This window comes from Streptomyces sp. NPDC058701 (genome assembly GCF_042715295.1).
In the GTDB taxonomy this organism is placed as follows: domain Bacteria; phylum Actinomycetota; class Actinomycetes; order Streptomycetales; family Streptomycetaceae; genus Streptomyces.
The window spans coordinates 84,495-108,330 of record NZ_JBHXSY010000026.1 but is presented as its reverse complement, the minus strand read 5'-3'; the positions used below and the strand labels follow the sequence as shown (position 1 = coordinate 108,330).

Annotated in this window: 27 protein-coding genes and 1 pseudogene; 17 read left to right on the top strand and 11 right to left on the bottom strand. The window is 74.2% G+C overall.

The window, feature by feature from the left end; genetic code table 11:
* From ACFWW8_RS25490 to ACFWW8_RS25480, 3 genes and pseudogenes are all read left to right on the top strand, one after another.
* Window positions 1-101 (top strand): annotated as a pseudogene (locus ACFWW8_RS25490) (RdlA protein); the annotation flags it as partial.
* A 269-nt stretch (window positions 102-370) separates the two neighbouring features.
* Complete coding sequence (locus ACFWW8_RS25485) at window positions 371-640, top strand: hypothetical protein (protein ID WP_386531618.1); 270 nt, start codon at window positions 371-373, stop codon at window positions 638-640.
* 26 nt (window positions 641-666) lie between these two features.
* Window positions 667-1,329 (top strand): HD family hydrolase, encoded by a 663-nt coding sequence (locus tag ACFWW8_RS25480; RefSeq protein WP_386531617.1) that lies wholly within the window; start codon window positions 667-669, stop codon window positions 1,327-1,329.
* A 116-nt stretch (window positions 1,330-1,445) separates the two neighbouring features.
* Here the strand turns inward: ACFWW8_RS25480 and ACFWW8_RS25475 are convergent, their stop codons facing one another.
* Complete coding sequence (locus ACFWW8_RS25475; RefSeq protein WP_386531615.1) at window positions 1,446-2,273, bottom strand: class I SAM-dependent methyltransferase; 828 nt, start codon at window positions 2,271-2,273, stop codon at window positions 1,446-1,448.
* 923 nt (window positions 2,274-3,196) lie between these two features.
* On the opposite strand from ACFWW8_RS25475, the gene ACFWW8_RS25470 reads away from it, so the two are divergent.
* Complete coding sequence (locus tag ACFWW8_RS25470; RefSeq protein WP_386531613.1) at window positions 3,197-4,330, top strand: SDR family oxidoreductase; 1,134 nt, start codon at window positions 3,197-3,199, stop codon at window positions 4,328-4,330.
* 89 nt (window positions 4,331-4,419) lie between these two features.
* A complete protein-coding gene (locus tag ACFWW8_RS25465; protein ID WP_386531611.1) occupies window positions 4,420-4,842 on the top strand; it encodes a hypothetical protein in 423 nt (140 codons plus the stop codon).
* Window positions 4,843-5,181: 339 nt separating this feature from the next.
* Here the strand turns inward: ACFWW8_RS25465 and ACFWW8_RS25460 are convergent, their stop codons facing one another.
* The 4 genes from ACFWW8_RS25460 to ACFWW8_RS25445 all read right to left on the bottom strand — a co-directional run bounded on the left by ACFWW8_RS25460 (window position 5,182) and on the right by ACFWW8_RS25445 (window position 7,543).
* On the bottom strand, window positions 5,182-5,703 hold the full coding sequence (locus ACFWW8_RS25460; protein ID WP_386531610.1) for a hypothetical protein: 522 nt from the start codon (window positions 5,701-5,703) through the stop codon (window positions 5,182-5,184).
* A gap of 151 nt (window positions 5,704-5,854) precedes the next feature.
* Window positions 5,855-6,238, bottom strand: a complete 384-nt coding sequence (locus ACFWW8_RS25455) for a hypothetical protein (protein WP_386531608.1) — start codon at window positions 6,236-6,238, stop codon at window positions 5,855-5,857.
* 168 nt (window positions 6,239-6,406) lie between these two features.
* On the bottom strand, window positions 6,407-6,640 hold the full coding sequence (locus tag ACFWW8_RS25450) for an antitoxin MazE7 (RefSeq protein WP_386531606.1): 234 nt from the start codon (window positions 6,638-6,640) through the stop codon (window positions 6,407-6,409).
* A 135-nt stretch (window positions 6,641-6,775) separates the two neighbouring features.
* Window positions 6,776-7,543, bottom strand: a complete 768-nt coding sequence (locus ACFWW8_RS25445) for a tyrosine-protein phosphatase (protein ID WP_386531604.1) — start codon at window positions 7,541-7,543, stop codon at window positions 6,776-6,778.
* 83 nt (window positions 7,544-7,626) lie between these two features.
* Between ACFWW8_RS25445 and ACFWW8_RS25440 the strand changes: the two genes are divergently transcribed.
* Window positions 7,627-8,133, top strand: coding sequence for a GNAT family N-acetyltransferase (locus ACFWW8_RS25440; RefSeq protein WP_386531602.1), 507 nt, complete (start codon window positions 7,627-7,629; stop codon window positions 8,131-8,133).
* Between the two features lie 42 nt (window positions 8,134-8,175).
* Here ACFWW8_RS25440 and ACFWW8_RS25435 read toward each other — a convergent pair whose 3' ends face one another.
* Window positions 8,176-9,135 carry an endonuclease/exonuclease/phosphatase family protein gene (locus ACFWW8_RS25435; RefSeq protein WP_386531600.1) on the bottom strand — a complete coding sequence of 320 codons (960 nt, stop codon included), beginning with the start codon at window positions 9,133-9,135 and terminating at the stop codon, window positions 8,176-8,178.
* A 396-nt stretch (window positions 9,136-9,531) separates the two neighbouring features.
* Between ACFWW8_RS25435 and ACFWW8_RS25430 the strand changes: the two genes are divergently transcribed.
* A complete protein-coding gene (locus ACFWW8_RS25430) occupies window positions 9,532-10,917 on the top strand; it encodes an Ig-like domain-containing protein (RefSeq protein ID WP_386531598.1) in 1,386 nt (461 codons plus the stop codon).
* A 72-nt stretch (window positions 10,918-10,989) separates the two neighbouring features.
* Here ACFWW8_RS25430 and ACFWW8_RS25425 read toward each other — a convergent pair whose 3' ends face one another.
* A complete protein-coding gene (locus ACFWW8_RS25425; RefSeq protein WP_386531596.1) occupies window positions 10,990-11,610 on the bottom strand; it encodes an L-threonylcarbamoyladenylate synthase in 621 nt (206 codons plus the stop codon).
* A gap of 198 nt (window positions 11,611-11,808) precedes the next feature.
* Between ACFWW8_RS25425 and ACFWW8_RS25420 the strand changes: the two genes are divergently transcribed.
* Window positions 11,809-12,006 carry a chaplin gene (locus ACFWW8_RS25420; RefSeq protein ID WP_386531594.1) on the top strand — a complete coding sequence of 66 codons (198 nt, stop codon included), beginning with the start codon at window positions 11,809-11,811 and terminating at the stop codon, window positions 12,004-12,006.
* Between the two features lie 92 nt (window positions 12,007-12,098).
* On the opposite strand, the gene ACFWW8_RS25415 is transcribed toward ACFWW8_RS25420, so the two are convergent.
* Window positions 12,099-13,466 carry an NAD(P)/FAD-dependent oxidoreductase gene (locus tag ACFWW8_RS25415; protein WP_386531592.1) on the bottom strand — a complete coding sequence of 456 codons (1,368 nt, stop codon included), beginning with the start codon at window positions 13,464-13,466 and terminating at the stop codon, window positions 12,099-12,101.
* A 166-nt stretch (window positions 13,467-13,632) separates the two neighbouring features.
* On the opposite strand from ACFWW8_RS25415, the gene ACFWW8_RS25410 reads away from it, so the two are divergent.
* The 7 genes from ACFWW8_RS25410 to ACFWW8_RS25380 all read left to right on the top strand — a co-directional run bounded on the left by ACFWW8_RS25410 (window position 13,633) and on the right by ACFWW8_RS25380 (window position 19,927).
* The gene (locus ACFWW8_RS25410; RefSeq protein WP_386531590.1) at window positions 13,633-14,364 is read left to right on the top strand and encodes an SOS response-associated peptidase; all 732 of its coding nucleotides are present in this window, start codon (window positions 13,633-13,635) and stop codon (window positions 14,362-14,364) included.
* Between the two features lie 121 nt (window positions 14,365-14,485).
* A complete protein-coding gene (locus ACFWW8_RS25405; protein ID WP_386531588.1) occupies window positions 14,486-15,880 on the top strand; it encodes an NADP-dependent succinic semialdehyde dehydrogenase in 1,395 nt (464 codons plus the stop codon).
* 74 nt (window positions 15,881-15,954) lie between these two features.
* Window positions 15,955-16,308, top strand: coding sequence for a hypothetical protein (locus ACFWW8_RS25400; RefSeq protein WP_386531586.1), 354 nt, complete (start codon window positions 15,955-15,957; stop codon window positions 16,306-16,308).
* Window positions 16,305-17,630 (top strand): MFS transporter, encoded by a 1,326-nt coding sequence (locus ACFWW8_RS25395; RefSeq protein WP_386531584.1) that lies wholly within the window; start codon window positions 16,305-16,307, stop codon window positions 17,628-17,630. The genes ACFWW8_RS25400 and ACFWW8_RS25395 overlap by 4 nt, the downstream gene beginning before the upstream one ends.
* Window positions 17,627-18,808, top strand: a complete 1,182-nt coding sequence (locus tag ACFWW8_RS25390) for an anhydro-N-acetylmuramic acid kinase (RefSeq protein WP_386531582.1) — start codon at window positions 17,627-17,629, stop codon at window positions 18,806-18,808. The genes ACFWW8_RS25395 and ACFWW8_RS25390 overlap by 4 nt, the downstream gene beginning before the upstream one ends.
* Window positions 18,809-18,867: 59 nt before the next feature.
* Window positions 18,868-19,077 carry a hypothetical protein gene (locus ACFWW8_RS25385; protein ID WP_386531580.1) on the top strand — a complete coding sequence of 70 codons (210 nt, stop codon included), beginning with the start codon at window positions 18,868-18,870 and terminating at the stop codon, window positions 19,075-19,077.
* A gap of 118 nt (window positions 19,078-19,195) precedes the next feature.
* A complete protein-coding gene (locus tag ACFWW8_RS25380) occupies window positions 19,196-19,927 on the top strand; it encodes an SDR family NAD(P)-dependent oxidoreductase (RefSeq protein ID WP_386531578.1) in 732 nt (243 codons plus the stop codon).
* An 82-nt stretch (window positions 19,928-20,009) separates the two neighbouring features.
* Here the strand turns inward: ACFWW8_RS25380 and ACFWW8_RS25375 are convergent, their stop codons facing one another.
* A complete protein-coding gene (locus tag ACFWW8_RS25375; protein ID WP_267719484.1) occupies window positions 20,010-20,213 on the bottom strand; it encodes a cold-shock protein in 204 nt (67 codons plus the stop codon).
* A gap of 330 nt (window positions 20,214-20,543) precedes the next feature.
* On the opposite strand from ACFWW8_RS25375, the gene ACFWW8_RS25370 reads away from it, so the two are divergent.
* Window positions 20,544-21,113: a 2'-5' RNA ligase family protein gene (locus ACFWW8_RS25370; protein WP_386531576.1), complete on the top strand. Its 570-nt coding sequence runs from the start codon at window positions 20,544-20,546 to the stop codon at window positions 21,111-21,113.
* Window positions 21,114-21,205: 92 nt separating this feature from the next.
* On the opposite strand, the gene ACFWW8_RS25365 is transcribed toward ACFWW8_RS25370, so the two are convergent.
* Entirely contained in the window at window positions 21,206-21,610 is a 405-nt protein-coding gene (locus ACFWW8_RS25365; RefSeq protein ID WP_383933370.1) for a DUF5997 family protein, read from the bottom strand.
* A gap of 58 nt (window positions 21,611-21,668) precedes the next feature.
* Between ACFWW8_RS25365 and ACFWW8_RS25360 the strand changes: the two genes are divergently transcribed.
* Window positions 21,669-22,499, top strand: coding sequence for a LysR substrate-binding domain-containing protein (locus tag ACFWW8_RS25360; protein WP_386531574.1), 831 nt, complete (start codon window positions 21,669-21,671; stop codon window positions 22,497-22,499).
* A gap of 104 nt (window positions 22,500-22,603) precedes the next feature.
* On the opposite strand, the gene ACFWW8_RS25355 is transcribed toward ACFWW8_RS25360, so the two are convergent.
* Entirely contained in the window at window positions 22,604-23,815 is a 1,212-nt protein-coding gene (locus ACFWW8_RS25355; protein WP_386531572.1) for a mannosyltransferase family protein, read from the bottom strand.
* Between the last annotated feature and the right edge of the window lie 21 nt (window positions 23,816-23,836).

Genomic DNA, 23,836 nt, shown 5'->3' with positions numbered 1-23,836 from the left:
AGTGCACCGAGAACTCCACCCAGGCCAAGGGTGACGAGCCGCTCTCGCACATCCTCAGCAACATCCCGGTCCTCTCGGGCAACCTCTCCGCCGGCAGCTGACGTAGTCCCCTCTGCGAGCCGGGGCCTCCGACGCCTGCGCGAGTGCCCACGGGGCCCCGGCTTGTCCCACCCGGATCCACGGGTCCGAACCCTGCGCAGGCGTGCGCCGGCCGCGAGGCCGTCCAGGCGGGCACGGCACACCGCACACCCCAGAGCCTCCCGTCCCTCGTCAGGGACAGGAGGCTCTTCGGCGTGCGGGCAGGTCGGTGACGCGGCCGAGGGCGCGGCGGTCCTTGCCTGCCCGCACGGAGGATGTCTAGCGTCGGTGCATGACCACTGAGCCGCAGCGCTTCGAGATCCTGCTGGTACCCGGACACATCGAGAACCTGCGAGGCGCCGAACCGGCGGCCAAGGCCCTGCGGTCCGCCGTGGTCGAGGCCACGGGCGAGACGGGCGCCTCGGGGTACCCCCGCTACCGCGGCCAGGGCATGGAGGCCGACATCGATCCGCGTACGCGCACGGTGGAGGCCCTGCTCGTCGACGGCTCGGAGCTGGACTACGGGCTGACCGCACTGGTCGCCCCCGAACGCCGGGCCTGAGCGGCCGTGCGTGCCACGATGAGGGCATGAACGAAGAACGCCGGAACCGGAGCCCGCTCGCCGAGAAGACGCCGTTCCCCGACGGGCTCGACGCGAGGCTGCGATCCCAGTTCACCTTCCTGGTGGAGGTGGACCAGCTCAAAACCGTCCTCCGGCAGTCCCCGCTCGTCGCGGCGGACCGTCGCGAGAACGACGCGGAGCACTCGTGGCACGTGGCGATGATGGTCGTGGTCCTCGCCGAGCACTCCGACGAGCCGATCGACGTGGGGCACACCATCCAGCTCCTCCTGCTGCACGACCTCGTGGAGATCTACGCCGGTGACACCCCTCTGTACGACGGCGCCGCGGGCGTCGGCCAGCAGGAGCGGGAGGCCGTCGCGGCCGATGAGCTCTTCACCCTGCTACCGCCCGACCAGGCTCAGCGGCTGCGGGCCCTGTGGGACGAGTTCGAGGAACGCCGCACCCCGGAAGCACGGTTCGCCAAGGCCATGGACCGGCTGCAGCCACTCCTCCTCAACTGGATGGCGCGCGGCGGCACATGGCGCACCCCCGGCGTGACAGCCGACGACGTCCGCGCACGGAAAGCGGTGATCGGGGACGCCTCTTCCGCTCTGTGGGAGGCCGGACGCCGGCTGATCGACGAGGGTGAAGCGCGCGGTTGGTCGAGGAGCGCCCCGCCTCGGGCGTGAGCCACGGACAAGACCCGACGTGGCCGACGTGGAGAACAACGCCTTCCACACGGTCTGGTGGGACGCGCACCCCGAGGCCCGTCCCTCCCCGGGGTGACGCCGGGCGCCGCCCGCGGTCAGCGGCGGTGGGCCGTCAGCAGCAGGTACTCCCAGTCCATCGCGCCGTCCGTCAGGTGCTCGCGGGCGAGTCCGTCGAGGGCGTCGTCCAGCGCGGCCGCCCGGTCGGGATCGCCTTCGAGGCTCCGGTACACGGCGATGGTCGGCCCGTAGCAGGCCTTGAAGAACTCGCGGAACTCCGCGGGCTGCGCGAAGTGGTCCACGCGGACCGTCCGGCGCTGCGCGACGACGTCGGCGACGCGGTCGCCGAGCAGCGCGTGGACGTGCTCCTCGTCCCCCCAGAGCGGCGGCGGCTGGGCCCCGGGCGGCGGCGGGGGAGCGTAGGGCTTCATCGTGGCGAACATCCGGCCGACGAACCCCTCCGGAGTCCAGCTGAGCAGTCCCACGGTTCCGCCGGTGCGGCACACCCGGAGCAGCTCGTCGGCGGCGGCCTGGTGGTGCGGCGCGAACATGACGCCGACGCAGGACATCACGGTGTCGAACTCGCCGTCGGCGAACGGCAGGGCCTCGGCGTCCGCCTCCCGCCACTCCAGCTCGGCGCCGCGTTCGGCGGCGAGTGCGCGGCCGATCTCCAGCAGCTCGGGGGTGAGGTCGGACGCCACCACGTCGGCCCCGGCCAGGGCGGCCGGCACGGCGGCGTTGCCGGTGCCCGCGGCGACGTCCAGCACCCGGTCGCCGGACCGCACGCCGCACTCGTCGACGAGCACGGATCCGAGCTGCGGGATGACGTGTGTGGCCACGGACGGATAGTCGCCGAGGGCCCACATGGCGCGGTGCTTGGCCTTGAGGGCCAGATCGGCCCGGTCCGCTTCGTTCGCCTCGGTCATGACAGCCGCCCTCCACGGGTCGCAGCAGCCCCTTCTTCCGAGCATAGGGCCAGCTCCGGCGGCCGCACAGCCCACCCGTTATTTGAAATGAAAACGATTTCGGATAACGTCGGTCTGGGTTCGGTCCGGACGGCCGCCGCCAGGCGTCCGGCTTCACACGCATGCAGGTGACGGTCATGCCCTCCGAGAGGGAAACCCCGTGTGACACCTGCTGGTTGTCGAGAGCTGGGTGGGGTCGATGAGCAGGCTCCTGACCCACCGCTGAGTTGATTCGTGGTGCGTCGGCACGAGAGCCCCGCGTGCTCGGGCCGGCGGGCCTGGAGTACCCGCGGGGCGAAGGCGGGCCCGCGGTCGAGTTCGAGGACTCCGTCGAGCGGCAGCCAGCCCGGCTCCGCGGACATCACCGGCCCCGTGCCGTGCGGGCCGGGGAGTGGGCGAAGCAGTGCCGCGGGCCGGTGTCCCGTTGAACACGGAGGAGGGCACGGCGCCGAGTTCGACCCGGTGCGGCCAGGGCTCGACCACACCGCGGGGTCGTCGTGGAGGTGCCGGACCGCGGACGCCTGCGTGCGGCGCACCGCGCCCGTCGCGCGCGGCCGGGTCGGGGCGGCGCGCGCCACCGGCATTCGTCCGCCGGTCTGTTGTGGTCCGTCCGGGTCTGCCCCGCCGTCGGATCGGGTCGCCGGGCGACGCCCGGGAGGGCCGAGTCCCGCAGGGCGGTGGCACCGGACGGCGACGCAATGTGCTTACTCCAAAGGGCTGTTCATGTGATCACTTCCGCGACGCGGACGGAAACCGGTCGTTGGGCTGTCAGACGTGATCAAGAAGTGACCGTCCGACCGTGCCGTGACACCGCCGCGGCGCACGCCCGGCCCCGCCCGCCGCACCCGCCACGGACCGACCGCACCCCGGCGAAAGGACCACCCATGACCCTGCCCCCCGCCCGCACGCGCCCCGCGCCGCGCCCGACGCTCCTGCTCACGGGGGGTGCGGGCGTGCTCGGCCAGGCCCTGATCGACGAGCTGGCCGACGACCACGACCTCGTCTGCCTGCGGCGTCGCAACCCGGTCTGCGACCCACGGGTCCGCGAGATCAACGGCGACCTGCTCGCCCCCGGGATGGGGCTGGCTCCCGCGGTACGGGAGGAACTGGTCGCCCGCCTCGACGGGGTCCTGCACTGCGCCGCGGAGAGCGACTGGCGCATGTCACCCGGCGAGATCCGGCGTACGAACGTGTCGGGCACCCGGCGCGTGCTCGACCTCGCCGTGTGCGCCGGCGCGCCGGTCTACTACGTGAGCACCGCCCACGCCGCAGGTGAGCTGCACCCCCGCGACCGCGAGCTCTTCCCCGGCGCCGCCGCCTACCTGGAGTCCAAGCGGGCCGCCGAACGGGCGGTGCGCGAGGCCGCGGTGCCCGGCGTCGTCCTGCGGCCCTCGGTGCTGCTGGGCGACTCCCGGACCGGCCGCTCCGCCGGAACCGGCGGCATCGCCGCCGTCCTGGGCGCCCTCGCCCTCGGCCGGATCCCCGTCCTGCCCGGCGACCCGGACGCCCCCGTCGACCTGGTCCCGCAGGACCACGTCGCCCGCGCCGCGGCCGCCCTGATCCGCGGCGGGGTGACCACGGGGGAGTTCTGGCTCACCGCGGGCCCGCAGGCACCGACCGTACGGGAGGCCGTCGAGGCCTGCCTCGACTTCGCGGCCGACCGGGGGCTGGTCCGGCCGTCCGCGCCCCGCCCGGTCTCGGTGGGTGCGGCGCACCGGATGCTGCTGCTCCCGTCCACGTCGCGGGCCCGCCTCCACCACCGCACGGAGATGTTCCTGGCCTTCGGGCGCGAGCTGCCCTTCGCCTCCTCGCTCGGCCTGGCCCCCTGCGGGCCCGCGCTCGGCCGCGAAGAGGTGCGCGCCGCCCTGGTGCGCACGCTGACGACCTGGACGGAGAGCCGCTCCCGTCTGCTGGCGGCCCGCCGGGCCCCGGAACCGGCGCAGGCTCCGGACCCGGCACAGGCCCCGGTTCCCGCTCCGGTACGGCCCTCCGCGGCGGTCGGTCAGCCCGCGGGCTGACCCCGCACACCGGGCGCGCGCCGCGGTCACAGCCGGTCGGCCGGCCCGCCCGGCGCCCCCGGTCGCCCCCGGGCGCGCGGGGACGCAGGATGGGGGAGATGATGACGGTCCTGGTGGTCGGCGTTCCCGAGGGCGAGCAACTGGAACTGCTGCGCTCGGGCATCCAGCGCAACCCGCACTTCCGCGTCGTGTCCCACGCCCACGACCCCGTCGTCGCCCTCGCGCACGCCCGGGTGCTCCTGCCCGACATCACGGTCATGTCCCTGCCGGCCGGGCTCCACAGCCTCGACGCGGCTCCGGACGTCCTGGAGGTGTTCCGCGGGGTGCGCGCCCTGGACCCCCCGGGCGGGGTGGTGCTGCGGCACTCCGCGGGCGTGCCTCCGGAGGTGTCCGCCCTCGCCGCCGACGGAGCCGTCCACATCGTGCGCGTGGGGGACTCCGAGGCCCTGATGCGGGCCCTCCGCGCGATCGGCCTGCGCCGGGCGAGCTGCGACCCCGACGAAATGCCCTGACCCGGCCCGCCCCGGGCCCGCCTTCCCCGCGATACCGGGAAACGGGGCCGCGCCGTCGGACACCGGCGCGGTGGCCGACAGGGTGGATTGACCAGGAGGCCGAGCGCGATGATCACGGGGGCCGGCCAGGCGGGCGTGCGGTCGGTGACGGCGTGGCCGAGGCGGGAGATCATCCGGCCGGGCACGTAGTCCTGTGCGAGCAGGAACCGGACGCCGACGACGACCCACAGGACGGCGTGGGGGTGGAAGCGCCGCATGAGGCGGAGGGCGAGGCCGGCGATGAAGTACGGGGAGGGATCCTAGGCGAGTCATTCCGATGTGATCAGTGGTCGTAGGCGATCAGGGATACCTCGTGCTCGTCGATCTTCGGGTTCGCCAACGCCCAAAGGATCGGCATCCGGTCGGGGTGCATACCAGGAACAGGCGCAGGCCCCAGACGAACCGGCTGTGGCTGGCACAGCACCCGTATCCGTCCCAGCCGGCCATGTACGACCGCTTCACCGTCGGACGGGAACGACCGCACTCCACCGGAGTGGAGTCGACGATCCACTGGCTGTCGAACCAGAAGTCCGTATCGGTCGCCAGCAGCCGTATCGCCTTCTTGACGAGCGGCAACGCTGCCCGAAGCCGCTTGTTCCACCCTGGCTGCCTGGGCACGTACGGGCACATCGCACCCAGGCGTGAGTCCACGAACCGCAGCCACCGCGACTCCGGGGTGCAGCCCAGCAGTGCCTGCGCGACGGCGAGGGTGACCAGCTCGGAGTCCGTCAGCCGCGGCGGCCGACCCAGCCATCGGGTGCCTCCGATCTCATTGTCGATCTTCACGTACAGTGCGGTCAGCCGGGCCAGGTAGTTCGCCACAAAGCGATCTTGGGCGCCCTGTCTGCGTTCCCGGATGCGGAGTGCTCCGGCTGGCCAGCTGGATCGCTCAGCTCGAAAGCCTCTGACTGCAGTGATTCTTGGAAAGACAACGCCCCGAGGGCTGCGCGAGCCCGTGCATCCGGTCGGCGGGCTAAGGAGCCGCCGCGCGGAAGAGGGCCAGGAGAGCCTGGGCTGGCGGGGTGTCCGCGTCGAAGAACTGCGTGGCCATCGAAGGTGGCACGGCCGTGCCGTGCATGCGGACCTCGTGGCACCTGAAACAGAACGCCGCCTCGAACAGCGCCAGATCAAGAGAATCCTCGTAAGCCCGGATGCTCCAGCCCGGTGAGAAGCCGCAGCGGTGCTGTTCGCTGCCGGGCAGGTTGTCGATCAAGGTCAGAGCGTCGGCGGCCTCTATCCCGGCCCAGTGGGCGACCGCCCTGCCGGGGTACGGGACGCCCTGTTCAGTCGGGAGGGCGGAGATCCTTACGACCTCGATCAGCACGGTGGCGGCAACGGCTTCGGCGGGGAGCTGCATGTGTGCAGTTTGCCCGCCGGGCCAGCCGCCAGCTAGGCATGTCGCGAGAGGCAGTCCACTTTCCGCGCGAAAGCCCAGAACACAGAGACCCAGCAGGCCAACCCCCTCGCTTGCGTGCCAACTGAAGCGGCCTCACCGGATACACCGTCAGCATGAGGAATGACTCGTCTAGGGGGTGCCCGCGCCGCCGGGGCCGAAGTCGCGGGCGAACCCCTCTCGGAATCCGGGCCGTTCGACCGCTCGCTCGAACGCGCGTGCGGCGCGGGCCGGTCCGGCCTCGTGCTCCTGGGCCGCCGCCAGTTCGCCGAGGTAGTCCGGCAGACTCAGGCCGCGTGCCGCGGCCAGCGCGGCGAGCCGGTCGTGGACGTCGGTGTCGAGCTCGACCGCGGTGGTGTCAGCCATGCCCCGAGTATGCCGTGCCGGCCCGGCGGCGCGGGGGTGGTTCGCCGCCGCGCGAGCGGGTGCGGGGCCCCGTACGAGGCCCCGCACCCGCTCCCGCCCGCTCCCGGCCGGCGGGGAAGCCCCGCCGGGTGGTGCTCAGTGCTCCGGGTGACCCCCGTGCGGGGGAACCCCGGCGGCGGGTTCGAGCAGCCGGACGCGCAGCGCCTCGACGAGGGTGGCGTCTGCGCCGAGCAGGTTCGCCGCGTAGGCGTGGACGGAGCCGTGCTCCGCGGCGAGGGCCGCGAGGAACAGGCTCATCACCTCGGCGGGCGCGCGGCCGTACCCGGGCCAGACACGGGTGCGGCCCGGGTGGCCGGTCCGCCAGTCGTCGAGGAGCCGGTCGGTGGCGAGCCCGGTGAGCGCGAAGTCGTCCACGATGTCCTGCTCGGAGACCCCCAACAGGGCCAGCACCAGAGCGGCCAGCAGTCCGGTGCGGTCCTTCCCGGACGCGCAGTGGAAGACCGCGGGGCCGTCCTGGTACGCCAGTACCTCCAAGGCCAGGCGGAGTTCGGCGACGCCGTCGTGGGCGACCTCCGCGTAGCGCTCGGCGAGGTAGGGGCCCGGTTCCACGTCGGGGCCGAGCGCGGCCTGGTCGTACGGCCGGTGCTCGACGCTGAGGTTGTGGTACGCGAAGGACGGATGCCGGGGCACCCGGCCCTTGGCCTCGATCTCCCACGGGTAGCGCAGATCGATGACGTTCTCGATCCCCAGGCCGAGGAAGCGGTCCCAGTCGGCGCCCTCCAGGTTGCCGAGCGAGTCCGACCGGAAGAGCAGCCCCCACCGCACCGTTCGGCCGTCCATGGTCGGATAGCCGCCCAGGTCACGGAAGTTGTGGAGCCGTTCGAAAGGTATGTGTCGGTTCACCCCCGGTACCTTACGAGGGAATCGAGGTGACCGCCGTCCGCCGGGCCGGCCGCGGACCCGAACCGACCTCCGGGAGAACGCCCATGCGCGTGCGAGCGGTACGCGGCGACGAGTTGCCCCTCCTCCAGGACATCGAGCGGGCCGCCGGCCTCTGCTTCCGGGACGTCGGCATGCCGGAGGTCGCCGACGACGACCCGCTGCCCCTCGGGGAACTCGCCCGCTACGAGCAGGCCGGCCTGGCCCGGGTCGCCGTCGGCGGGAGCGGACTGCCCGCCGCGTACCTGATCGCCGATCGCGTGGACGGGTGCCTGCACGTCGAGCAGGTGTCGGTGCACCCGGCGTACGCCCGCCGGGGCGTGGGCCGCTCGCTGCTGGACGACCTCGCCGGGCGGGCCCGCGCCGAAGGGGTGCCCGCCCTGACCCCGACCACGTTCACGGACGTCCCCTGGAACGCCCCGTACTACGCCCGCTGCGGGTTCCGGCCACTGGCTGAGGACGAGCTCACCCCGGGGCTGCGGCGGATCCGCGCGCAGGAATCGGCGCACGGCCTCGACCGGTGGCCGCGCGTCTGCATGCGCCGCGCGGTGTGACCGCGCCGCCGGATGCGCCGCGTCGCCGGGAACGGAGCGCGGTCACGGGCGGCCGATCCGGAGGCGGGCGGCGACCGGCAAGTGGTCGCTGCCCGTGGCCGGCAGGGTCCGGACGTCGCGCACGGTCGCCGCGCGGGCCAGGACCTGGTCGATGCGCGCGACGGGGAACGCGGCGGGCCAGCTGAAGGCGAGACCCCGGCGCGGGGCGCCCATCCGCGAGGTGACCGGGGCGAGCCCGCGGTCGTCCACCGTGCCGTTCAGGTCGCCGAGCAGGACCACGGTCTCCAGCCTCTCGGCCGCGACGGCCGCGCCCAGCAGCCCGGCGCTCTCGTCCCGGGGCCCGGAGCCGAAGCCGCGCACCCCGAGGCGGACCGACGGGAGGTGGGCCACGTACACCGCGATGTCGCCGTGCGGCGTGCGGACCGTGGACCGCAGCCCCCGGTTCCAGCCCTCGCCGATGCCCCGCGGCCGGATGTCGAGGCGCCGTACGTCCGTCAGCGGGTACCTCGACCAGAGTCCGACGGTGCCCTCGACCGCGTGGTGGGGGTAATCGGCCGCCAGAACCGAGGCGTAGACCGGCAGAGCGGCGGGAGTCAGCTCCTCCAGGGCGATCAGCTCGGGCGACGCCGCGGCCAGGGCCCGCGCCGTACCCGCGGGGTCGGGGTTCTCGTCGCTGACGTTGTGCTGGACCGCGACGAGGTCGCCCTCCGCCCGGTCCGCCGGAAGCAGCAGCCCGCCGAAGAGGTACGCCCACACGGCCGCCGGCAGCGCCACGGCCACGGCCGCGGTCGCCGAGCGGCGCCACAGGGCGAGTCCGGCCAGCACCACGACCACCGCCCCGAGCCAGGGCAGGAACGCCTCCAGCAGGCTGCCGGGGCGGCCCACGGCGTTCGGCACGGCGCAGTGGAACGCCAGCAGTCCGGCCGTCACCACGGCGGACGCGGCGAGCACCCGCCCCCTCGCCCAGGACCATCCGCCCCACGTGCCCCGCACCCCCCGCATGTCCGCCTCCGTTCATCCGCATCGATCGCCGCTTACGACGCGTCGGCCGGTGATCGGGTTCCCGCGGGTCGGGTCGCGTCGGTCCGGCTGGCGCTGTGGGGGCCCGTGCGGACGGCTCGGGTGTCGGTGTGCTCCGTACGAGTTCACTTGGCGGGCCCGTTCGGCCGCAAGGCCGAGTTCATGATCATCATTTTGGCTCCCGATCGTTTTGATGCTGCCATCCGGCCGGGTGAGATCTGGGAGTGCTGCGTGGCCATGTCACGAACGCAAGGAACGCAAGGAACGCAACGGGCTGGGACGGGGCGGGCACAAGAGCCGGGGAGGCCGGAGGAACCGGGCCGGCCGGCGCGGCCGCGCCGCACCCGGGCCTGGGGCGCGGCCGCCGCCACGGGGGTCATGCTGCTCGTCGCGGCGGCCCCGGGCCGGGCCCCCGGCCCGGACACCGCGGACGGAGCCCCCGGCGCCCCACATTCGGAGGCGGCGGTCACCCTGCTGGTCGGCAGGGCGCTCGACGACGGGAGCCGGGACGCCGACGGATGGTGCACCGTGCACACGTTCCGGCCCGCGCTGTGCAAGCGCTGGCGGGAGCAGCGGGTGCTGGCCACCGCCGCCGGGGCGGCCTCCGTGCTGCGCCGTCCGCCGCTCGGTGACGCCGCCCGCGCGGCCCGGGCGGACGCGCTGCCCACCGACGCCGGAGCGCCGCTGGAGATCGGCCTCGCGGACCAGGGGCTGCTCACCGACGTGACCGTACGGGACGGCCGAGGCCGCCACCTCGCGGGGGAGCTGACCCAGGAGGGCCGGCGCTGGCTGAACACCGAGCCGCTGCGCGCCGGGGAGTTCTACACCCTGCGGGTCGGCGCGCAGGACGCGGCCGGGACGCCCGTCGCCGCGACCCTGCACTTCCGGACCGCGCCGCCCGCCGACGGGGGCCGGCTGACGGCCGCCTTCGGACCCCGCCCGGGAACGTACGGCGCCGGGCAGATCGTGACCGCCGCCCTCAGCCACCCGGTGCCCGCCGGTGACGTCCCGGCCCGTGCCCGGCTGGAACAGGCGCTCCAGGTGACGTCCGAGCCGCAGGTCGAAGGGGCCTGGCACTGGGTCGACGAATCGACCCTGCACTTCCGGCCCCGTACGTACTGGCCCGCCCACGCAGTCGTCAGCGTCCGCAGCGGGCTGGACGGGGTCCGGGTCGGTGACGACCTCCACGGGGGCCCCTCCGAAGGTCTCACGTTCACCGTCGGGGACCGGATCGAGGCCGTCACGGACGCCGCGGCCCACGAGATGACGGTGCGCCGCAACGGGCGGGTCGTCCGGACGATCCCCGTCACGACGGGCAAGCCCGGCTTCCTGACCCGCAGCGGCATCAAGGTCGTGCTGCGCAAGGAGTACAAGGTCCGCATGCGCGGGGACTCCATCGGCATCAAGCGCGGCACCAAGGAGTTCTACGACCTCCCCGTCCTCTACGCGACCCGGGTGACCTGGAGCGGGGAGTACGTGCACGCCGCGCCCTGGTCGGTCGAGGCACAGGGCGAGGAGAACGTGAGCCACGGCTGCACGGGCATGAGCACGCAGGACGCCGCCTGGTTCTTCCACACGGTCCGCGAGGGCGACATCGTCGAGGTGGTCAACAGCGGGGGCGAGGAGATGGACCCCTTCGCCAACGGCTTCGGGGACTGGAACATGGACTGGCGCAGCTGGCTCGCGGGCAGCGCCCTGGCCGGCGCGGACGCCCGCCGGGCGTACCCGCCGCCCGCTCCGGCCCGACTGCTGCCCACTACCTGAACCGGCCCTGAACCGGCCCTGAACCGGCCTCGAACCGGCCATGGAGCGGGTCCGGTCCGGGCCCGGTTCCGGCTACTCGAACCGGGACGGGTCGCCGGCTCCGCGCCGCACGATCTCCGCCTCGCCGCTGGAGAAGTCGACGACCGTGGTGGGCTGCGTGCCGCACTCACCGGAGTCGACGACGGCGTCCACCACGTGGTCGAGCCGTTCCTTGATCTCCCATCCCTGGGTCAGGGGCTCGTCCTCGTCGGGCAGCAGCAGGGTGCTGGAGAGCAGCGGCTCGCCGAGTTCCGCGAGCAGGGCCTGCGTGACGACGTGGTCCGGGATCCGGACGCCGACCGTCTTCTTCTTGGGGTGCAGCAGCTGGCGCGGCACCTCCTTCGTCGCCGGGAGGATGAAGGTGTAGCTCCCGGGCGTCGCCGCCTTGATCGCGCGGAAGACGTCGTTGTCGAAGTTCACGAACTGGCCCAGCTGCGCGAAGTTCTGGCACACCAGGGTGAAGTGGTGACGGTCGTCGAGGTTCCGGATGGACCGGATCCGGTTGATGCCGTCCCGGTTGCCGAGGCCGCAGCCCAGCGCGAAACAGGAGTCCGTCGGGTACGCGATGAGCGCGCCGGATCGGATGAGGTCAGCCACGCCGCCGATGGTGCGCTGCTGGGGGTTGTCGGGGTGCACGTCGAAGTACTTCGCCATCCGTCGAGCCTACGGGACCCGGCACCGTCCCCGGCACGCCCACTGCCGCCGAACAGGGGAGCCGTCGGCATTCGTTCGGGGGAAACGGGCCGCCGGGTCCCCGCCCGGACCGCCCCGGCCGCCGAAGGTACGGTGTCGGCCCCTACCGGGGCCGTGCGGTGCTGCGGCACCGCCACGGCAGTAGCGAGGAGAAGTCACGTGTCGCGTGTTTGGAAGAGTGCGGGTCTCGCCCTGGCAGCCGGCCTCGTGGTCCTGGGCGGTGCGTCCGCGGCCTCGGCGGACTCCGTCGCCGAGGGCATCGCCGTCGGCTCGCCGGGTGTCCTCTCGGGCAACGTGGTACAGATCCCGGTGCACATCCCGATCAACCTCGTTCGGCTGGTTCTTTTTTTTATATGACCTTGGAACCGGGCGGTGGGCAACACCGGCTTCACCGCTGCCCCGGGGGCCCCCGGGCCCCCCCCCCCCCCGGGGGGGGCCGGGCCGCACCCTCATCCCGCGGACGACCGAAGAGCCGCCGTGTGGGCCCGGACCTCGGCGGGAGTGAGGTAGGAGTCCGTGTACTCGAACTCCCGCAGGCTCGGCGGCCGGGTCCGCTGGAAACCGGTACGGACGAAGTCGTCCCCGGCCACCGCGTTCAGCATCCAGTTCGTCAGGACCCTGGTCTTGGCCACGTTCGTCCGCAGCGCCGACCAGTGGTACCCGCGGGCCACCGCCTGCGCCGGAAGCCCGCGCAGCGGGATGCCGAGCGGCTTGGACACCGCGTCGGTGCCGCCGAGGTCGACGACGAGCCCCAGGTCCCGGTGGGAGTACGGCCGCAGCGGCTGTCGGCGCAGCGTCGCGATCAGGTTGTCGGCGAGCGTGCGCCCCTGCCGCAGCGCGTGCTGCGCCGTCGGCGGGCAGATCGCGCCGTCCTTCCCCGACGCGAGGTCCGGTACTGCGGCCGCGTCGCCGAGCGCGAAGACCCCGGGAGCCCCCGGCACGGTCAGCTCGGGGGTCACCACCAGGCGCCCCCGCTCGGTCTCCGCGTCCAGGGTCGCCACCAGCGGGCTCGCGGCGACTCCGGCCGTCCAGATCAGCGTCCGGCTCGGCAGCACCCGCCCGTCCGTCAGGGTCACCTCGTCGGCGCCCGCCTTCGCGACGCTCACCCCGAGGGACACCTCGATCCCGCGCCGCCGCAGGATCTCCAGGGCGGCTTTCCCGAGCGAGTCGCCGAGCTCGGGCATCAGCTTCGGAGCCAGGTCCAGCAGGTGCCAGCGGATCTGCCGGGGGTCGAGGCGCGGGTAGCGCTTCACCGCGTGGGTGGTCAGCCGCTGCAGGCACGCGGCGGTCTCCGTGCCGGCGTACCCGCCGCCGACCACGATGAAGCGGAGCCGCGCGGCCCGCTCCGCCTCGTCCTCACTGGCGTCGGCCAGGTCCAGCTGCGCGATGACGTGGTCGCGCAGGTAGGCGGCTTCGGCGAGGGTCTTCATGCCCCGCGCGTGCTCGACGAGCCCGGGGATGTCGAACGTACGGGTGACGCTGCCGGGCGCCAGCACCAAGTGGTCGTACCCCCGCTCGGTCACCTCGCCGGTGATCGTGCGGATGACACAGACCTTCGCCACCGGATCCACGCCGATCGCGCCCCCGGGCACGATCCGGGTGCGGTGCCGGCTGCTGCGCCGCAGCGAGACGGCGATGGACTGCGGCGTCAGCACGCCGGACGCCACCTGTGGCAGCAGCGGCAGGTACAGCTGGTACGAGGTCGGCGTGACCAGGGAGATGTCCGCCTCCTCCGGTGTCAGCCGGCGCTCCAGCCTGCGGACGCACTCCACTCCGGCGAAGCCGGCGCCCACCACGAGAATCCTCGGTCGTGTCACGGTGTCCGTCCTCTCTCCGGCGGCCCGGTGATCGGGCCGGACCGGTCACCGAGCCCCTTCCCCGTCCGGAGCGCTCTGCACGCGGGAAACCCGTACGGCCGCGTATACGACCCCGGCTTCCGCGTTCCGACGGTCCCGGGCCGCGCCCCGTGGGACAGTGGAGGGCATGTGCGGCCGATACGCCTCCACCCGGGCCCCGGGCGACCTCGCCGACCTGTTCGGGGTCACCCGTCGGGACCCCTCGGAAACCCTGGCGCCCAGCTGGAACGTCGCCCCGACCGACCCGGTGTGGGCCGTCCTGGGGCGCCCCGACCGCGAGAGCGGCGTCGTGGAGCGGGGACTGCGGCCGCTGCGCTGGGGACTGGTGCCCTCCTGGGCGAAGCGCCCCGACACCGGCGCCAAGATGATCAACGCGCGGGCGGAGACCGTGCACGAGAAGCCCGCCTACCGCCGCGCCTTCGCCAAACGCCGCTGCCTGCTCCCCGCCGACGGCTTCTACGAATGGGAGCCCGTCCCGGCGACGGACACGGCCAAGGCGTACAAGCAGCCGTACTTCATCGCGCCCGAGGACGGATCCGTGCTGGCCATGGCGGGCCTCTACGAGTTCTGGCGCGACAAGACGGTGGCGGACGACGACGATCCGGCGGCCTGGTGGACCACCTGCACGATCATCACCACCGAGGCCGCCGACGCGGCCGGCCGCGTCCACCCCCGCATGCCGCTCGCCATCGCACCGGCCGACTACGAGGCCTGGCTCGACCCCACGCACCAGGACCCGGACGAGCTCCGCGCCCTGCTCGGCACCCCGGCCGCGGGCCGCCTGGACGTGCGCGCGGTCTCCACCGCCGTCAACGACGTCCGCAACAACGGCCCCGAGCTGTTGCACGACCCCTCCTGACCGGACGCCGGCGCCGAACCCGGGGGAGTCCCCCACGGGGGCGCACCGCGCTCGCGTTGCGGGCGTGCGGCCACCGGGGGAGGGTCGGGAGGCGAGCCCGCCCCCAGGGAGGAACCGAGTCATGCCCATCGCCACCGTGAACCCCGCCACCGGCGAGACCCTGCGCACCTTTCAGGCCCAAGGCCCGGACGAGGTCGAACAGTGTCTCGCCGAGGCCGCCGCGGCGTTCGCCGACTACCGCACCACCCGCTTCGCCGAGCGGTCCGCACTCCTGCTCGCGGCCGCCGACCTCCTGGAGGCGGACAACGAGGACATCGCGCGGACCATGACCACCGAGATGGGCAAACCCCTCGCGGCGGCCCGTGCCGAAGCCGCCAAGTGCGTGAAGGCCATGCGCTGGTACGCCGCGCACGCCGAGTCGCTGCTCGCCGACGAGCACCCCGCCGAGAGCGACGTCCGCGACTCCGGGGCCGACTCCGTACTGGTCCGCTACCGGCCGCTCGGGGTGGTCCTCGCCGTCATGCCGTGGAACTTCCCGCTCTGGCAGGTCGTACGGTTCGCCGCGCCCGCGCTGATGGCGGGGAACACGGGCCTCCTCAAGCACGCCTCCAACGTCCCCCAGACGGCGCTCTACCTGGGTGAGCTGTTCCACCGGGCCGGATTCCCCCGCGGCTGCTTCCAGACCCTCCTGATCGGCTCCGACGGCGTGGAGCGGGTCCTGCGGGACGGCCGAGTCGCAGCCGCGACGCTGACGGGCAGCGAGCCGGCCGGCCGGGCGGTCGCCTCCGTGGCCGGTGACGAGATCAAGAAGACCGTCCTGGAACTGGGCGGCAGCGACCCCTTCGTCGTGCTGCCGTCCGCGGACGTCGCCCGGGCCGTCAAGACCGCCGTCACCGCCCGCGTGCAGAACAACGGCCAGTCCTGCATCGCCTCGAAGCGGTTCATCGTGCACACCGACGTGTACGACGAGTTCGCCGCCGGGTTCACCGCGGCCATGGCCGCGCTCACCGTGGGCGACCCGATGGACGAGGCCACCGACGTCGGACCGCTCGCCACCGAGCAGGGCCGCGCCGACCTGGAGGAGCTGGTCGAGGACGCCGTACGACGGGGCGCCACCGTCCTGTGCGGGGGCGGCCGTCCCCGGGGCCGGGACGCCGGCTGGTTCCACGAGCCCACGATCCTCGCCGACGTCACCGCGGCCATGCGCATCGACCAGGAGGAGGCGTTCGGGCCGGTCGCCACGCTCTACCGCGCGGGCAGCCTGGAGGAGGCGATCGAACGCGCCAACCACACCCCCTTCGGCCTGAGCTCCAGCGTCTGGACCTCCAGCGAGGCGGACGTGGAGGCCTGCGTCCGCGACATCCAGGCCGGCGGCGTCTTCGTCAACGGCATGACCGCCTCCCACCCCGCACTGCCCTTCGGCGGCGTCAAGCGCTCCGGGTACGGACGCGAGCTGTCGGGGCACGGCATCCGCGAGTTCTGCAACGCCACCACGGTGTGGCGGACGGGCGCCTGACCGCTGCCGTCCGCTCTTCGTGTGATCGCGGGGCGCGTCGGAAGCCGTCCGGCGCACGCGGAGGGGAGCGGGCGGTGCGGGCCGTCGAGGTCGCGGTGGTGACGGGCGACGAGGGCGTCGCACACGACGCGGACCTCCCGCTGATCCTGGACGCCCTGCGCGCCGACGGGCTGGCGGCGCGGGCGGTGGCCCGGGACGACACCCGCACGGCCCGGGTCGGCCTGGCGCTGGGCGAGGGCGGTGAACGCGTACCGGTGGCCGACCGCGTACGCGCGGCGCGCCGCGGCGGCCCGGCCCGGACCGGAGGACCGGCCACCGGGTGCGGACCGGCCCACCGGGTACGGGCGCCGGTGCACCGGGGCCGAACTGCTGAACCCGGGCGCCGCCCGGCATCCCAGCCGCCCGGAACGGGCAGCCAGCACGGGTGACCCCCTCCGTAGCGAGCCCCGCGCCGCCCGCCGCCACCCGCCCGCGCAGGGCGCTGCTCGCGGGCTCGGTCGGCAATTTCGTCGAGTGGTACGAGTTCGGCGTGTACGGCTGCTTCGCCACGGTCATCGCCGCCCACTTCTTCACCCCCGCGGCCGGCGCGGGCACGGGCGGTTCCGGGCCGCTGATCGCCACGTACGCGTCCTTCGCGCTGGCGTTCTTCTTCCGTCCCGCAGGCGCCCTGCTGTTCGGCCGGCTCGGCGACCGCATCGGCCGCCGTCCCGTCCTGGTCCTCGTGATCTGCCTGATGACGTGCGCCACCACCCTGATCGGACTCCTCCCGACCCAGGCGACGGCCGGTGCCGCCGCGCCCTGGCTGCTCACCCTGCTCCGCGCCCTCCAGGGCCTGTCCGCCGGAGGGGAGTTCGGCGGCGCCGTGGCCCTGATGACCGAATCCGCGCCGGCCGGGCGGCGCGGGCGCTACGGCGCCTGGCAGTCGTTCACCGTCGCGCTCGGGCTGCTCGCCGGTGCCGGAACGGCCGCGCTGCTGGCCACGGTCCTCTCCCCGGCCGCCCTGCACGACTGGGGCTGGCGCGTCCCGTTCCTGCTCGCCCTGCCGCTCGGGCTGGCCGCCCTGTGGCTGCGCACCGGACTCGTCGAACCGCCCGGGAGAGCGACGGCGGCCGCCCCCGGTACCGGCGCCCCCGACGGCGCGGTTCGGCCCACCGCCGGGGCGACGGCCCGCGCCGTCGTCCTCGGCATCGGCCGGATCACCGGCTGGTCGGCGGCCGGCTACACCTTCCTCGTCGTCCTGCCCTCCTACCTCCAGTCCACGCTCGGCGCGTCCTTCCAGGAGGCCCTGATCGCCACCACGTTCGCCAACCTCGGCTTCGCCGCGTCGATCCTCCCCGCCGGAACGCTCAGCGACCGGATCGGCCGCCGCCCCGTCATGCTCTGCGGCGCCCTCGCCGTCGCCCTGTTCGCCCTGCCCCTGCTCCACCTGCTCCAGGACCCCGGCACCTCCACACCCGCCAAGGCGGCCGCCCTGGTCTGCGCGGGTGCGACGGTCGGCCTGCTCGCCGGGCCCGGGCCCGCCATGCTCGCGGAGATGTTCCCCGCACGCGTCCGGTGCACCGGGCTGGGAGTGGCGTACGCCCTCGCCAACGCGGTCTTCGCCGGCTGTGCGGGCCTCGTCATCACCACCCTGACCGGCCTCACCGGATCCACCGACATCCCCGCGTACTACGCCGCCGGCGCCTGCGCCCTCAGCGCGGCGGCCCTGGCGACCCTGCGCGGCGACGACCACCTCGGGCCGCTGCGGTGAAGGTCGTCGGCCTGATGTCGGGCACCTCCCACGACGCCGTCGACGCCGCCGCCGCGGAACTCACGCTCGACGGCGACGCCCTGCGTCTGGAGCCGCTCGGCATGGTCAGCGCCCCGTACGACGACGCCCTGCGCCGCGACCTCGCCGCGGCTCTGCCGCCCTCGCCGACCACCCTGGCCGACGTGTGCCGCCTGGACACGCGCATCGGACAGGCCTTCGCCGCCCTCGCGGTCCGCGGCGACCGCGAACTGTGCGGAGGGGGAGCCGAGTTGATCGCATCCCACGGCCAGACCGTCTACCACTGGGCCTCCGGGGGCCGGGTTCACGGCACCCTCCAGCTCGGCCGGCCCGCCTGGATCGCCGAAGCCACCGGATGCCCGGTCGTCTCCGACTTCCGCCCCGGTGACGTCGCCGCCGGAGGCCAGGGCGCCCCGCTCGTCAGCCTGATCGACACGATGCTGCTGCGCGGCCGTCCCGGAGTCCCCACGGCCCTGAACATCGGCGGCATCGCCAACCTCACCGCCCTCCCCGCGGCGGGCCCGCCGGTCGCCTTCGACACCGGCCCCGGCAACGCCCTGATGGACGCCGCCGTCCACGCGGCGACCGCCGGACGCGCCCGCTACGACGAGGACGGGGCGCTCGCCGCCTCCGGCCGGGTCCACGCCCCGCTCCTGCGGCGACTGCTCGACGAGCCGTACTACCGGCTGCCCGCCCCCAAGACGACGGGCAAGGAACTGTTCCACCCGGGCTACCTGCGCACGGCCCTGGACGGCTTCGGCTCCCTCACGGCGCCCGACCTCCTCGCCACCCTCACCCGGCTCACCGCCCGCACCGTCGCCGACGCGCTGTGCGCGCTCGGCGCCACCGAGGTCGTCGCCTCCGGCGGCGGCACCCGCAACCCCGTCCTCATGGCGATGCTGCGCGAGGAACTGGCCGCCGGAACGGCCCTGCTGGACTCCGGGGCGATCGGACTGCCCTCCGCCGAGAAGGAGGCGTACGCCTTCGCCGTCCTCGGCTTCCTCACCCTCCACGGCCTCCCCGGCAACGCCCCCGAGTGCACCGGAGCGCGCGGCCCGCGCGTGCTCGGTTCGCTCACCCCGGGCCTGCGCCCGCTGCGCCTGCCCCCGGTGCCGGTGCGTGCGCCGGTCTCCCTCGTGGTGGGCCGTGGCGGGGGGTGAGGGCGGCAGCCGGGGTGGGGGCGGCCGTTCCCGGCCGGGGCCGCTGTGAGCGTACGGACATGCGCGCTCCCCTCGGCCCCTTCGACGACGCCCGCCCCGCGGGGTCGTGGGGCGCCCGACCGGGTGGCCGCTGCCGGTCGACCCCGGCGGTCGCGGACACGGCGTACGTCGTGGCGGGCAGCCGCCGGCGGCGCGGCAAGCTCATCGCGCCAGGGAAGCCGTTCGCGTTCCTGCCGGGCGCCGAACTGGTCGAGGGGCTGTGCGCATGACGCCGTGACCGGGTGCCGGCCGGGGTGTCCCCCGAGCCTGCTCCGGAACGCGGCCCGGTCGTAGGATGAGCCGGCGATCACGCCCGCCGGGCCGTGCGCGAGCGGACGGAGACCTCCCGTGCACCAGCAGCCCGTCACCGTCGTCACGGGCGGCAGTCGCGGCATCGGCGCCGCGATCTGCGCGCGCCTCGCGGCCGACGGCCACGACGTCGTCCTCGGCTACCACTCCGACGACCGGGCCGCCGAGAAGGTCGCCGGAACCGTCCGGGGCGCGGGCCGCCGCTGCCGCCCGGTCCGCGTCGACACCGCGGACGAGGCCGCGGTCGACCACCTCTTCGACACCGCCGCCCTGCTCGGCCCGGTCACCGGCCTCGTCAACAACGCCGGCGTCAGCGGCCCCAACGGCCCGCTGGCCGAAGCCGACGCCGCCGGCATCCGCCGCTCCCTCGACGTCAACGTGCTCGGCTACCTCCTCTGCGCCCGGCGCGCGGTCCGCGACATGGCGCGCACCGGCGGCGGGGCCGTCGTCAACATCTCCTCGGCCGCGGCCACGCTCGGCGCCCCCGGCCAGTACGTGCACTACGCCGCGGCCAAGGCGGCCGTCGACGCCATGACCGTGGGGCTGTCCAAGGAGGTCGCCGTGGACGGGATCCGCGTGAACTGCGTCGCGCCGGGCACCGTGTGGACGGACTTCCACCAGGACCCCCGGCGACCGGCCCAGGTGGCGCCCCGCATCCCGATGGGCCGGGCCGGAGCGCCCGACGAGATCGCCGGCGCCGTTTCCTGGCTCCTGTCCGCCGACGCCTCCTACACGACGGGCGCGATCCTGCGCGTCGCCGGAGGCCTGTGACCGGCCCCGAAGGCGGCACGGCACGACGGCGCCCGCACCGGAGGGGTGCGGGCTCCGTCGGCGAGCGGGGTGGGGCGGGGGCTCAGGCGCGGATGATGTTCTCCGCCTGGGGGCCCTTCTGGCCCTGCGTGATGTCGAACGACACCGTTTCGCCCTCGGTCAGTTCGCGGTATCCGTTGCCGGAGATGTTGGAGTAGTGGGCGAAGACGTCCGGTCCGCCCCCGTCCTGGGCGATGAAGCCGAAGCCCTTTTCGGAGTTGAACCACTTCACGGTGCCACTGGCCATGCTCGCCCCTCTGATCACTCATCGAGCGGCCCGGGATCGGACCGCCGCGGTCGCCCTCTCACGGACCACCCGCCCCAGTACTCCCCGGGGATGACGGCAACTACACCCGTGGGGAACGGTCTTGTGGGATTCTCCGGGCCCGGGAACCGAACAGATCCACCCCATCCGGCAGGAACCCGGCGGGCACTGCGGGCCCCCGCACCGGGGGAGTGAGGGAGCGGCCTACCCGCCGGTCCGCCCGTGCGGAGCGGTCCGGGGTCGTACGCTCGGTACCGGTCCGCACGACGGCGGCAACGCGCCGTCGCCCTCCACGTGAACACCGGGCAGGCGATGAGCTCTCAGACGTTTCAGGCAGGACAGACGGGCCTCATCGTGCGGGTCCCGGAGGCCGACCCCGCCGTCCGCGGGTGGCGCGAGCGGCTCGACCCCTCGGCGCACGACGGGGTGCCGGCCCACGTCACCGTCCTCTTCCCCTTCCTCGACGAGAGCCGCCTCGACGCGGACGTGATCGCCGCACTCGCGGGGATCGTGGCCGGCCACCGCGCCTTCGACCTGCGGTTCCGGACGTGCGGACGCCTCCCCGAGGTGCTGTACCTCGCCCCCGAACCGGCCGAACCGCTGCGGAAGCTCACGGAGTCCGTCGCCGCCCGGTGGCCCGAAGCCCCGCCCTACGGAGGCCGGTTCACCGAGATCATCCCCCACCTGACCATCGCCCAGGGGCAGGACGCCGCCACCGCGGACGCGATCGAAGCGGGCGTCCTCGGCCGGCTGCCCATCGCGTCCCGGATCACGTCGGTCGTCCTGATGGCCCACGACGGAACGACGTGGCAGGAGCGCGCGGTCTTCCCTCTCGGCGACGGGGTTCCGCCCGGCCCTGCGGGGGCCGGGGAGCACTCCTGAGAACGGCGGAAACGGAGGAGGGGCGGCAGGCGCCCGTACGGGTTCCCGCCGCCCCTCCGGGCGTGCTGTGCGTTCCGGTCCTCGGAGGAGGATCAGGCGTCCTTCTGGCCGGCCTTCGCCGCGCGCTCCGCGTTCTTCTCCTTGATGCGGACCGTCTCCTTGCGGACATCGGCCTGCGTGGCGCGCTCCTTCTCCAGCCACTCGGGACCCTCGGTCTTCAGGGCCTCGATCTGCTCGGTGGTGAGGGCCTCGGTGACCCCGCCGCGGGCGAGGCCCGCGATGGAGACACCGAGCTTCGCGGCCACCACGGGCCGGGGGTGCGGCCCGTTGCGCCGCAGGTCCTGCAGCCACTGGGGCGGGTCGGACTGCAGCGCACTCAGCTCGGTGCGCGAGACGACACCCTCCTGGAACTCTGCGGGGGTGGCCTCGAGGTACACGCCCAGCTTCTTCGCCGCGGTCGCGGGCTTCATCGTCTGGGGGCTCTGGTGCGACGTCATGGGGTCAAGAGTATCGAGCGTGTGCGCTACCTCTGACCACGCCGGGTAATCTGGCCGGGTGACAGGCTCGGAAACAACCCCATCGTTCCGCCTCGCCTACGTTCCGGGCGTGACACCCACCAAGTGGGTCAGGATCTGGAACGAGCGGCTGCCCGACGTCCCGCTGGCCCTCGTGGCCGTGGCGGTGGACGAGGCCTTCGGCGTGCTGCGGGCGGGCGGCGCCGACGCCGGGTTCGTACGTCTGCCCGTCGACGGCGAGGACCTCAGCGCGATCCCGCTCTACACCGAGACCACCGTCGTGGTGATCCCGAAGGACCACGTCATCGCGGCGGTCGAGCAGGTCTCCGCCGCGGACCTGGCCGACGAGCTGGTGCTGCACCCCTTGGACGACACCCTGGACTGGGAGGCCCCGCCGGGGCGGCCCGCGATCGAGCGTCCGGAGACGACGGCGGACGCCGTCGAGCTGGTCGCGGCGGGCGTGGGCGTACTGGTCGTCCCGCAGTCGCTCGCCCGCCTGCACCACCGCCGGGACCTCACCTACCGGCCCGTGTCGGACGTTCCGGAGTCGCGCGTCGGACTGTCCTGGCCGCAGGAGGAGACCACCGACCTGGTGGAGGAGTTCATCGGGATCGTCCGCGGGCGGACCGTCAACAGCACGCGCGGCCGGCCGCCGACGCCGCCGCAGCCGAAGGGCAAGCGGGCCGCGGCGGGCGGCGCCCAGGGCAAGTCGGCGGGCGGCAGGACCGGCGGCAAGGCGACGGCCGGCAAGCCGGCGGGCGGCAGGTCGGGCAAGCCGGCCGGCAAGAACCCCCGCGGCGGTTCCGGCGGCGCGGGCGCGGCCAAGGGCGGCAAGGGCGGAGCCAAGCGGGGCAAGCCCCGCGGCAGGTAGAACGGCGGCACACCCGCTGGGCCGCGGAGCCCGGTGGGCGCGGGGCGGGGACCGGACGGCCGGGACCCGTCCCGCCCGTGCGTTCCGTCGGGGTGCGGCCGGGGTCAGCCGGCCCAGCGACCGGTCAGGAAGGTCACGGCCACGACGACGCCGACCGGCGCGACCACGTACACGTACGCCGTCCGCACCCCCGGCCGCCGCAGGCTCCACCCGGCCAGGGCGATCCACAGCGGCCACCACAGGAGGGTGGAGCGCGGGACCGACGTGTACCAGTACGAGGTTCCCAGCGCCCACAGTGTCAGGGCGGTGTAGAGCGCCTCCGGCAGCCGGCGCCGGCGCACCAGCCCGAGCAGCAGCGCGAGGCCGACCAGCATCGCGAGCAGCTCGGCCTGCCACATCACCGCGTAGCCGGTGGCCTGGGTGCGATGGAAGGCGGCCTCCCAAGTGTGGGACCAGGTCTCCCAGGGGGCGTGGAAGTCCCGGTACCAGCCGCGTTCCTGGGCGTGTTTCCAAGCCGTCCAGTTCCCGGTACGGGCCCACAGGAACCATCCGTAGAGCGCCGGGGCGAGCGCGGGAAGGAGCAGCCAGGGTGCCGGGCGCCAGCCGTCCCGGCCCTTCGCGGTCAGGACGAAGTGCAGGACGAGCGCGGCGGCCAGGAAGAGCCCGGTGACCCGGACCGAGCAGGCGAGACAGGTCAGCATTGCGGCGGCCCGCCAGTTCCCGCGCAGCGCCGCGAGCCAGGCGGGCAGGGCCAGGGCCAGGAACAGCGCCTCGGTGTACCCGGCGGCGAGGAACACCGCGCAGGGCGAGAGCAGGAGGAACATCACCGTACGGCGGCCCGCGTGCAGGTCTCCCAGCTGGTGGCGGGCGACCCGGGCCAGGGCCAGGACGGCCACGCCGCCGGCGACGAAGGAGATGAGCAGCCCGGCGGCGGCCCAGTCGGGCACGACCGTGTGCACGGCGCGCAGGGTCAGGGGGAAGCCGGGGAAGAAGGCCTCGCGGTTGTCCCAGCCCGCCGTCCAGGGGCCGGCGCCGCCCGGGAAGTAGCCGTCCCTGGCTATGGACAGGTAGTGCGCCCAGTCCCACTGCTGCCAGGGCGCGAGCAGTCCGGCCGGCTCGCGGCGCTCGCCGTCGGAGGGGAACAGCCAGCGCACGGCCCAGGCGGTGATCCAGAGTCCGGTGCGGGTCAGCGCGTACAGCCACAGCACCTCGCGGTCGGCGGCGTCCAACCGGGGGAGTCGGCGACCGACGGGCCGTCCGCCCGAGGCGGAGGCGGGGGCGACCTCGACGGGCCGGGGCGGCGCGGAAACGGGCATGGGGGATCTCCTGATCGGCTG

Coding starts and splice junctions, on each gene's coding strand:
- ACFWW8_RS25485 (WP_386531618.1), top strand. CDS start 371: ATGACCACTGAGCCGCAGCGCTTCGAGATCCTGCTGGTACCCGGACAC.
- ACFWW8_RS25480 (WP_386531617.1), top strand. CDS start 667: ATGAACGAAGAACGCCGGAACCGGAGCCCGCTCGCCGAGAAGACGCCG.
- ACFWW8_RS25475 (WP_386531615.1), bottom strand. CDS start 2,273: ATGACCGAGGCGAACGAAGCGGACCGGGCCGATCTGGCCCTCAAGGCC.
- ACFWW8_RS25470 (WP_386531613.1), top strand. CDS start 3,197: ATGACCCTGCCCCCCGCCCGCACGCGCCCCGCGCCGCGCCCGACGCTC.
- ACFWW8_RS25465 (WP_386531611.1), top strand. CDS start 4,420: ATGGGGGAGATGATGACGGTCCTGGTGGTCGGCGTTCCCGAGGGCGAG.
- ACFWW8_RS25455 (WP_386531608.1), bottom strand. CDS start 6,238: ATGCAGCTCCCCGCCGAAGCCGTTGCCGCCACCGTGCTGATCGAGGTC.
- ACFWW8_RS25450 (WP_386531606.1), bottom strand. CDS start 6,640: ATGGCTGACACCACCGCGGTCGAGCTCGACACCGACGTCCACGACCGG.
- ACFWW8_RS25440 (WP_386531602.1), top strand. CDS start 7,627: ATGCGCGTGCGAGCGGTACGCGGCGACGAGTTGCCCCTCCTCCAGGAC.
- ACFWW8_RS25435 (WP_386531600.1), bottom strand. CDS start 9,135: ATGCGGGGGGTGCGGGGCACGTGGGGCGGATGGTCCTGGGCGAGGGGG.
- ACFWW8_RS25430 (WP_386531598.1), top strand. CDS start 9,532: ATGCTGCTCGTCGCGGCGGCCCCGGGCCGGGCCCCCGGCCCGGACACC.
- ACFWW8_RS25425 (WP_386531596.1), bottom strand. CDS start 11,610: ATGGCGAAGTACTTCGACGTGCACCCCGACAACCCCCAGCAGCGCACC.
- ACFWW8_RS25410 (WP_386531590.1), top strand. CDS start 13,633: ATGTGCGGCCGATACGCCTCCACCCGGGCCCCGGGCGACCTCGCCGAC.
- ACFWW8_RS25405 (WP_386531588.1), top strand. CDS start 14,486: ATGCCCATCGCCACCGTGAACCCCGCCACCGGCGAGACCCTGCGCACC.
- ACFWW8_RS25385 (WP_386531580.1), top strand. CDS start 18,868: ATGCGCGCTCCCCTCGGCCCCTTCGACGACGCCCGCCCCGCGGGGTCG.
- ACFWW8_RS25375 (WP_267719484.1), bottom strand. CDS start 20,213: ATGGCCAGTGGCACCGTGAAGTGGTTCAACTCCGAAAAGGGCTTCGGC.
- ACFWW8_RS25370 (WP_386531576.1), top strand. CDS start 20,544: ATGAGCTCTCAGACGTTTCAGGCAGGACAGACGGGCCTCATCGTGCGG.
- ACFWW8_RS25365 (WP_383933370.1), bottom strand. CDS start 21,610: ATGACGTCGCACCAGAGCCCCCAGACGATGAAGCCCGCGACCGCGGCG.
- ACFWW8_RS25355 (WP_386531572.1), bottom strand. CDS start 23,815: ATGCCCGTTTCCGCGCCGCCCCGGCCCGTCGAGGTCGCCCCCGCCTCC.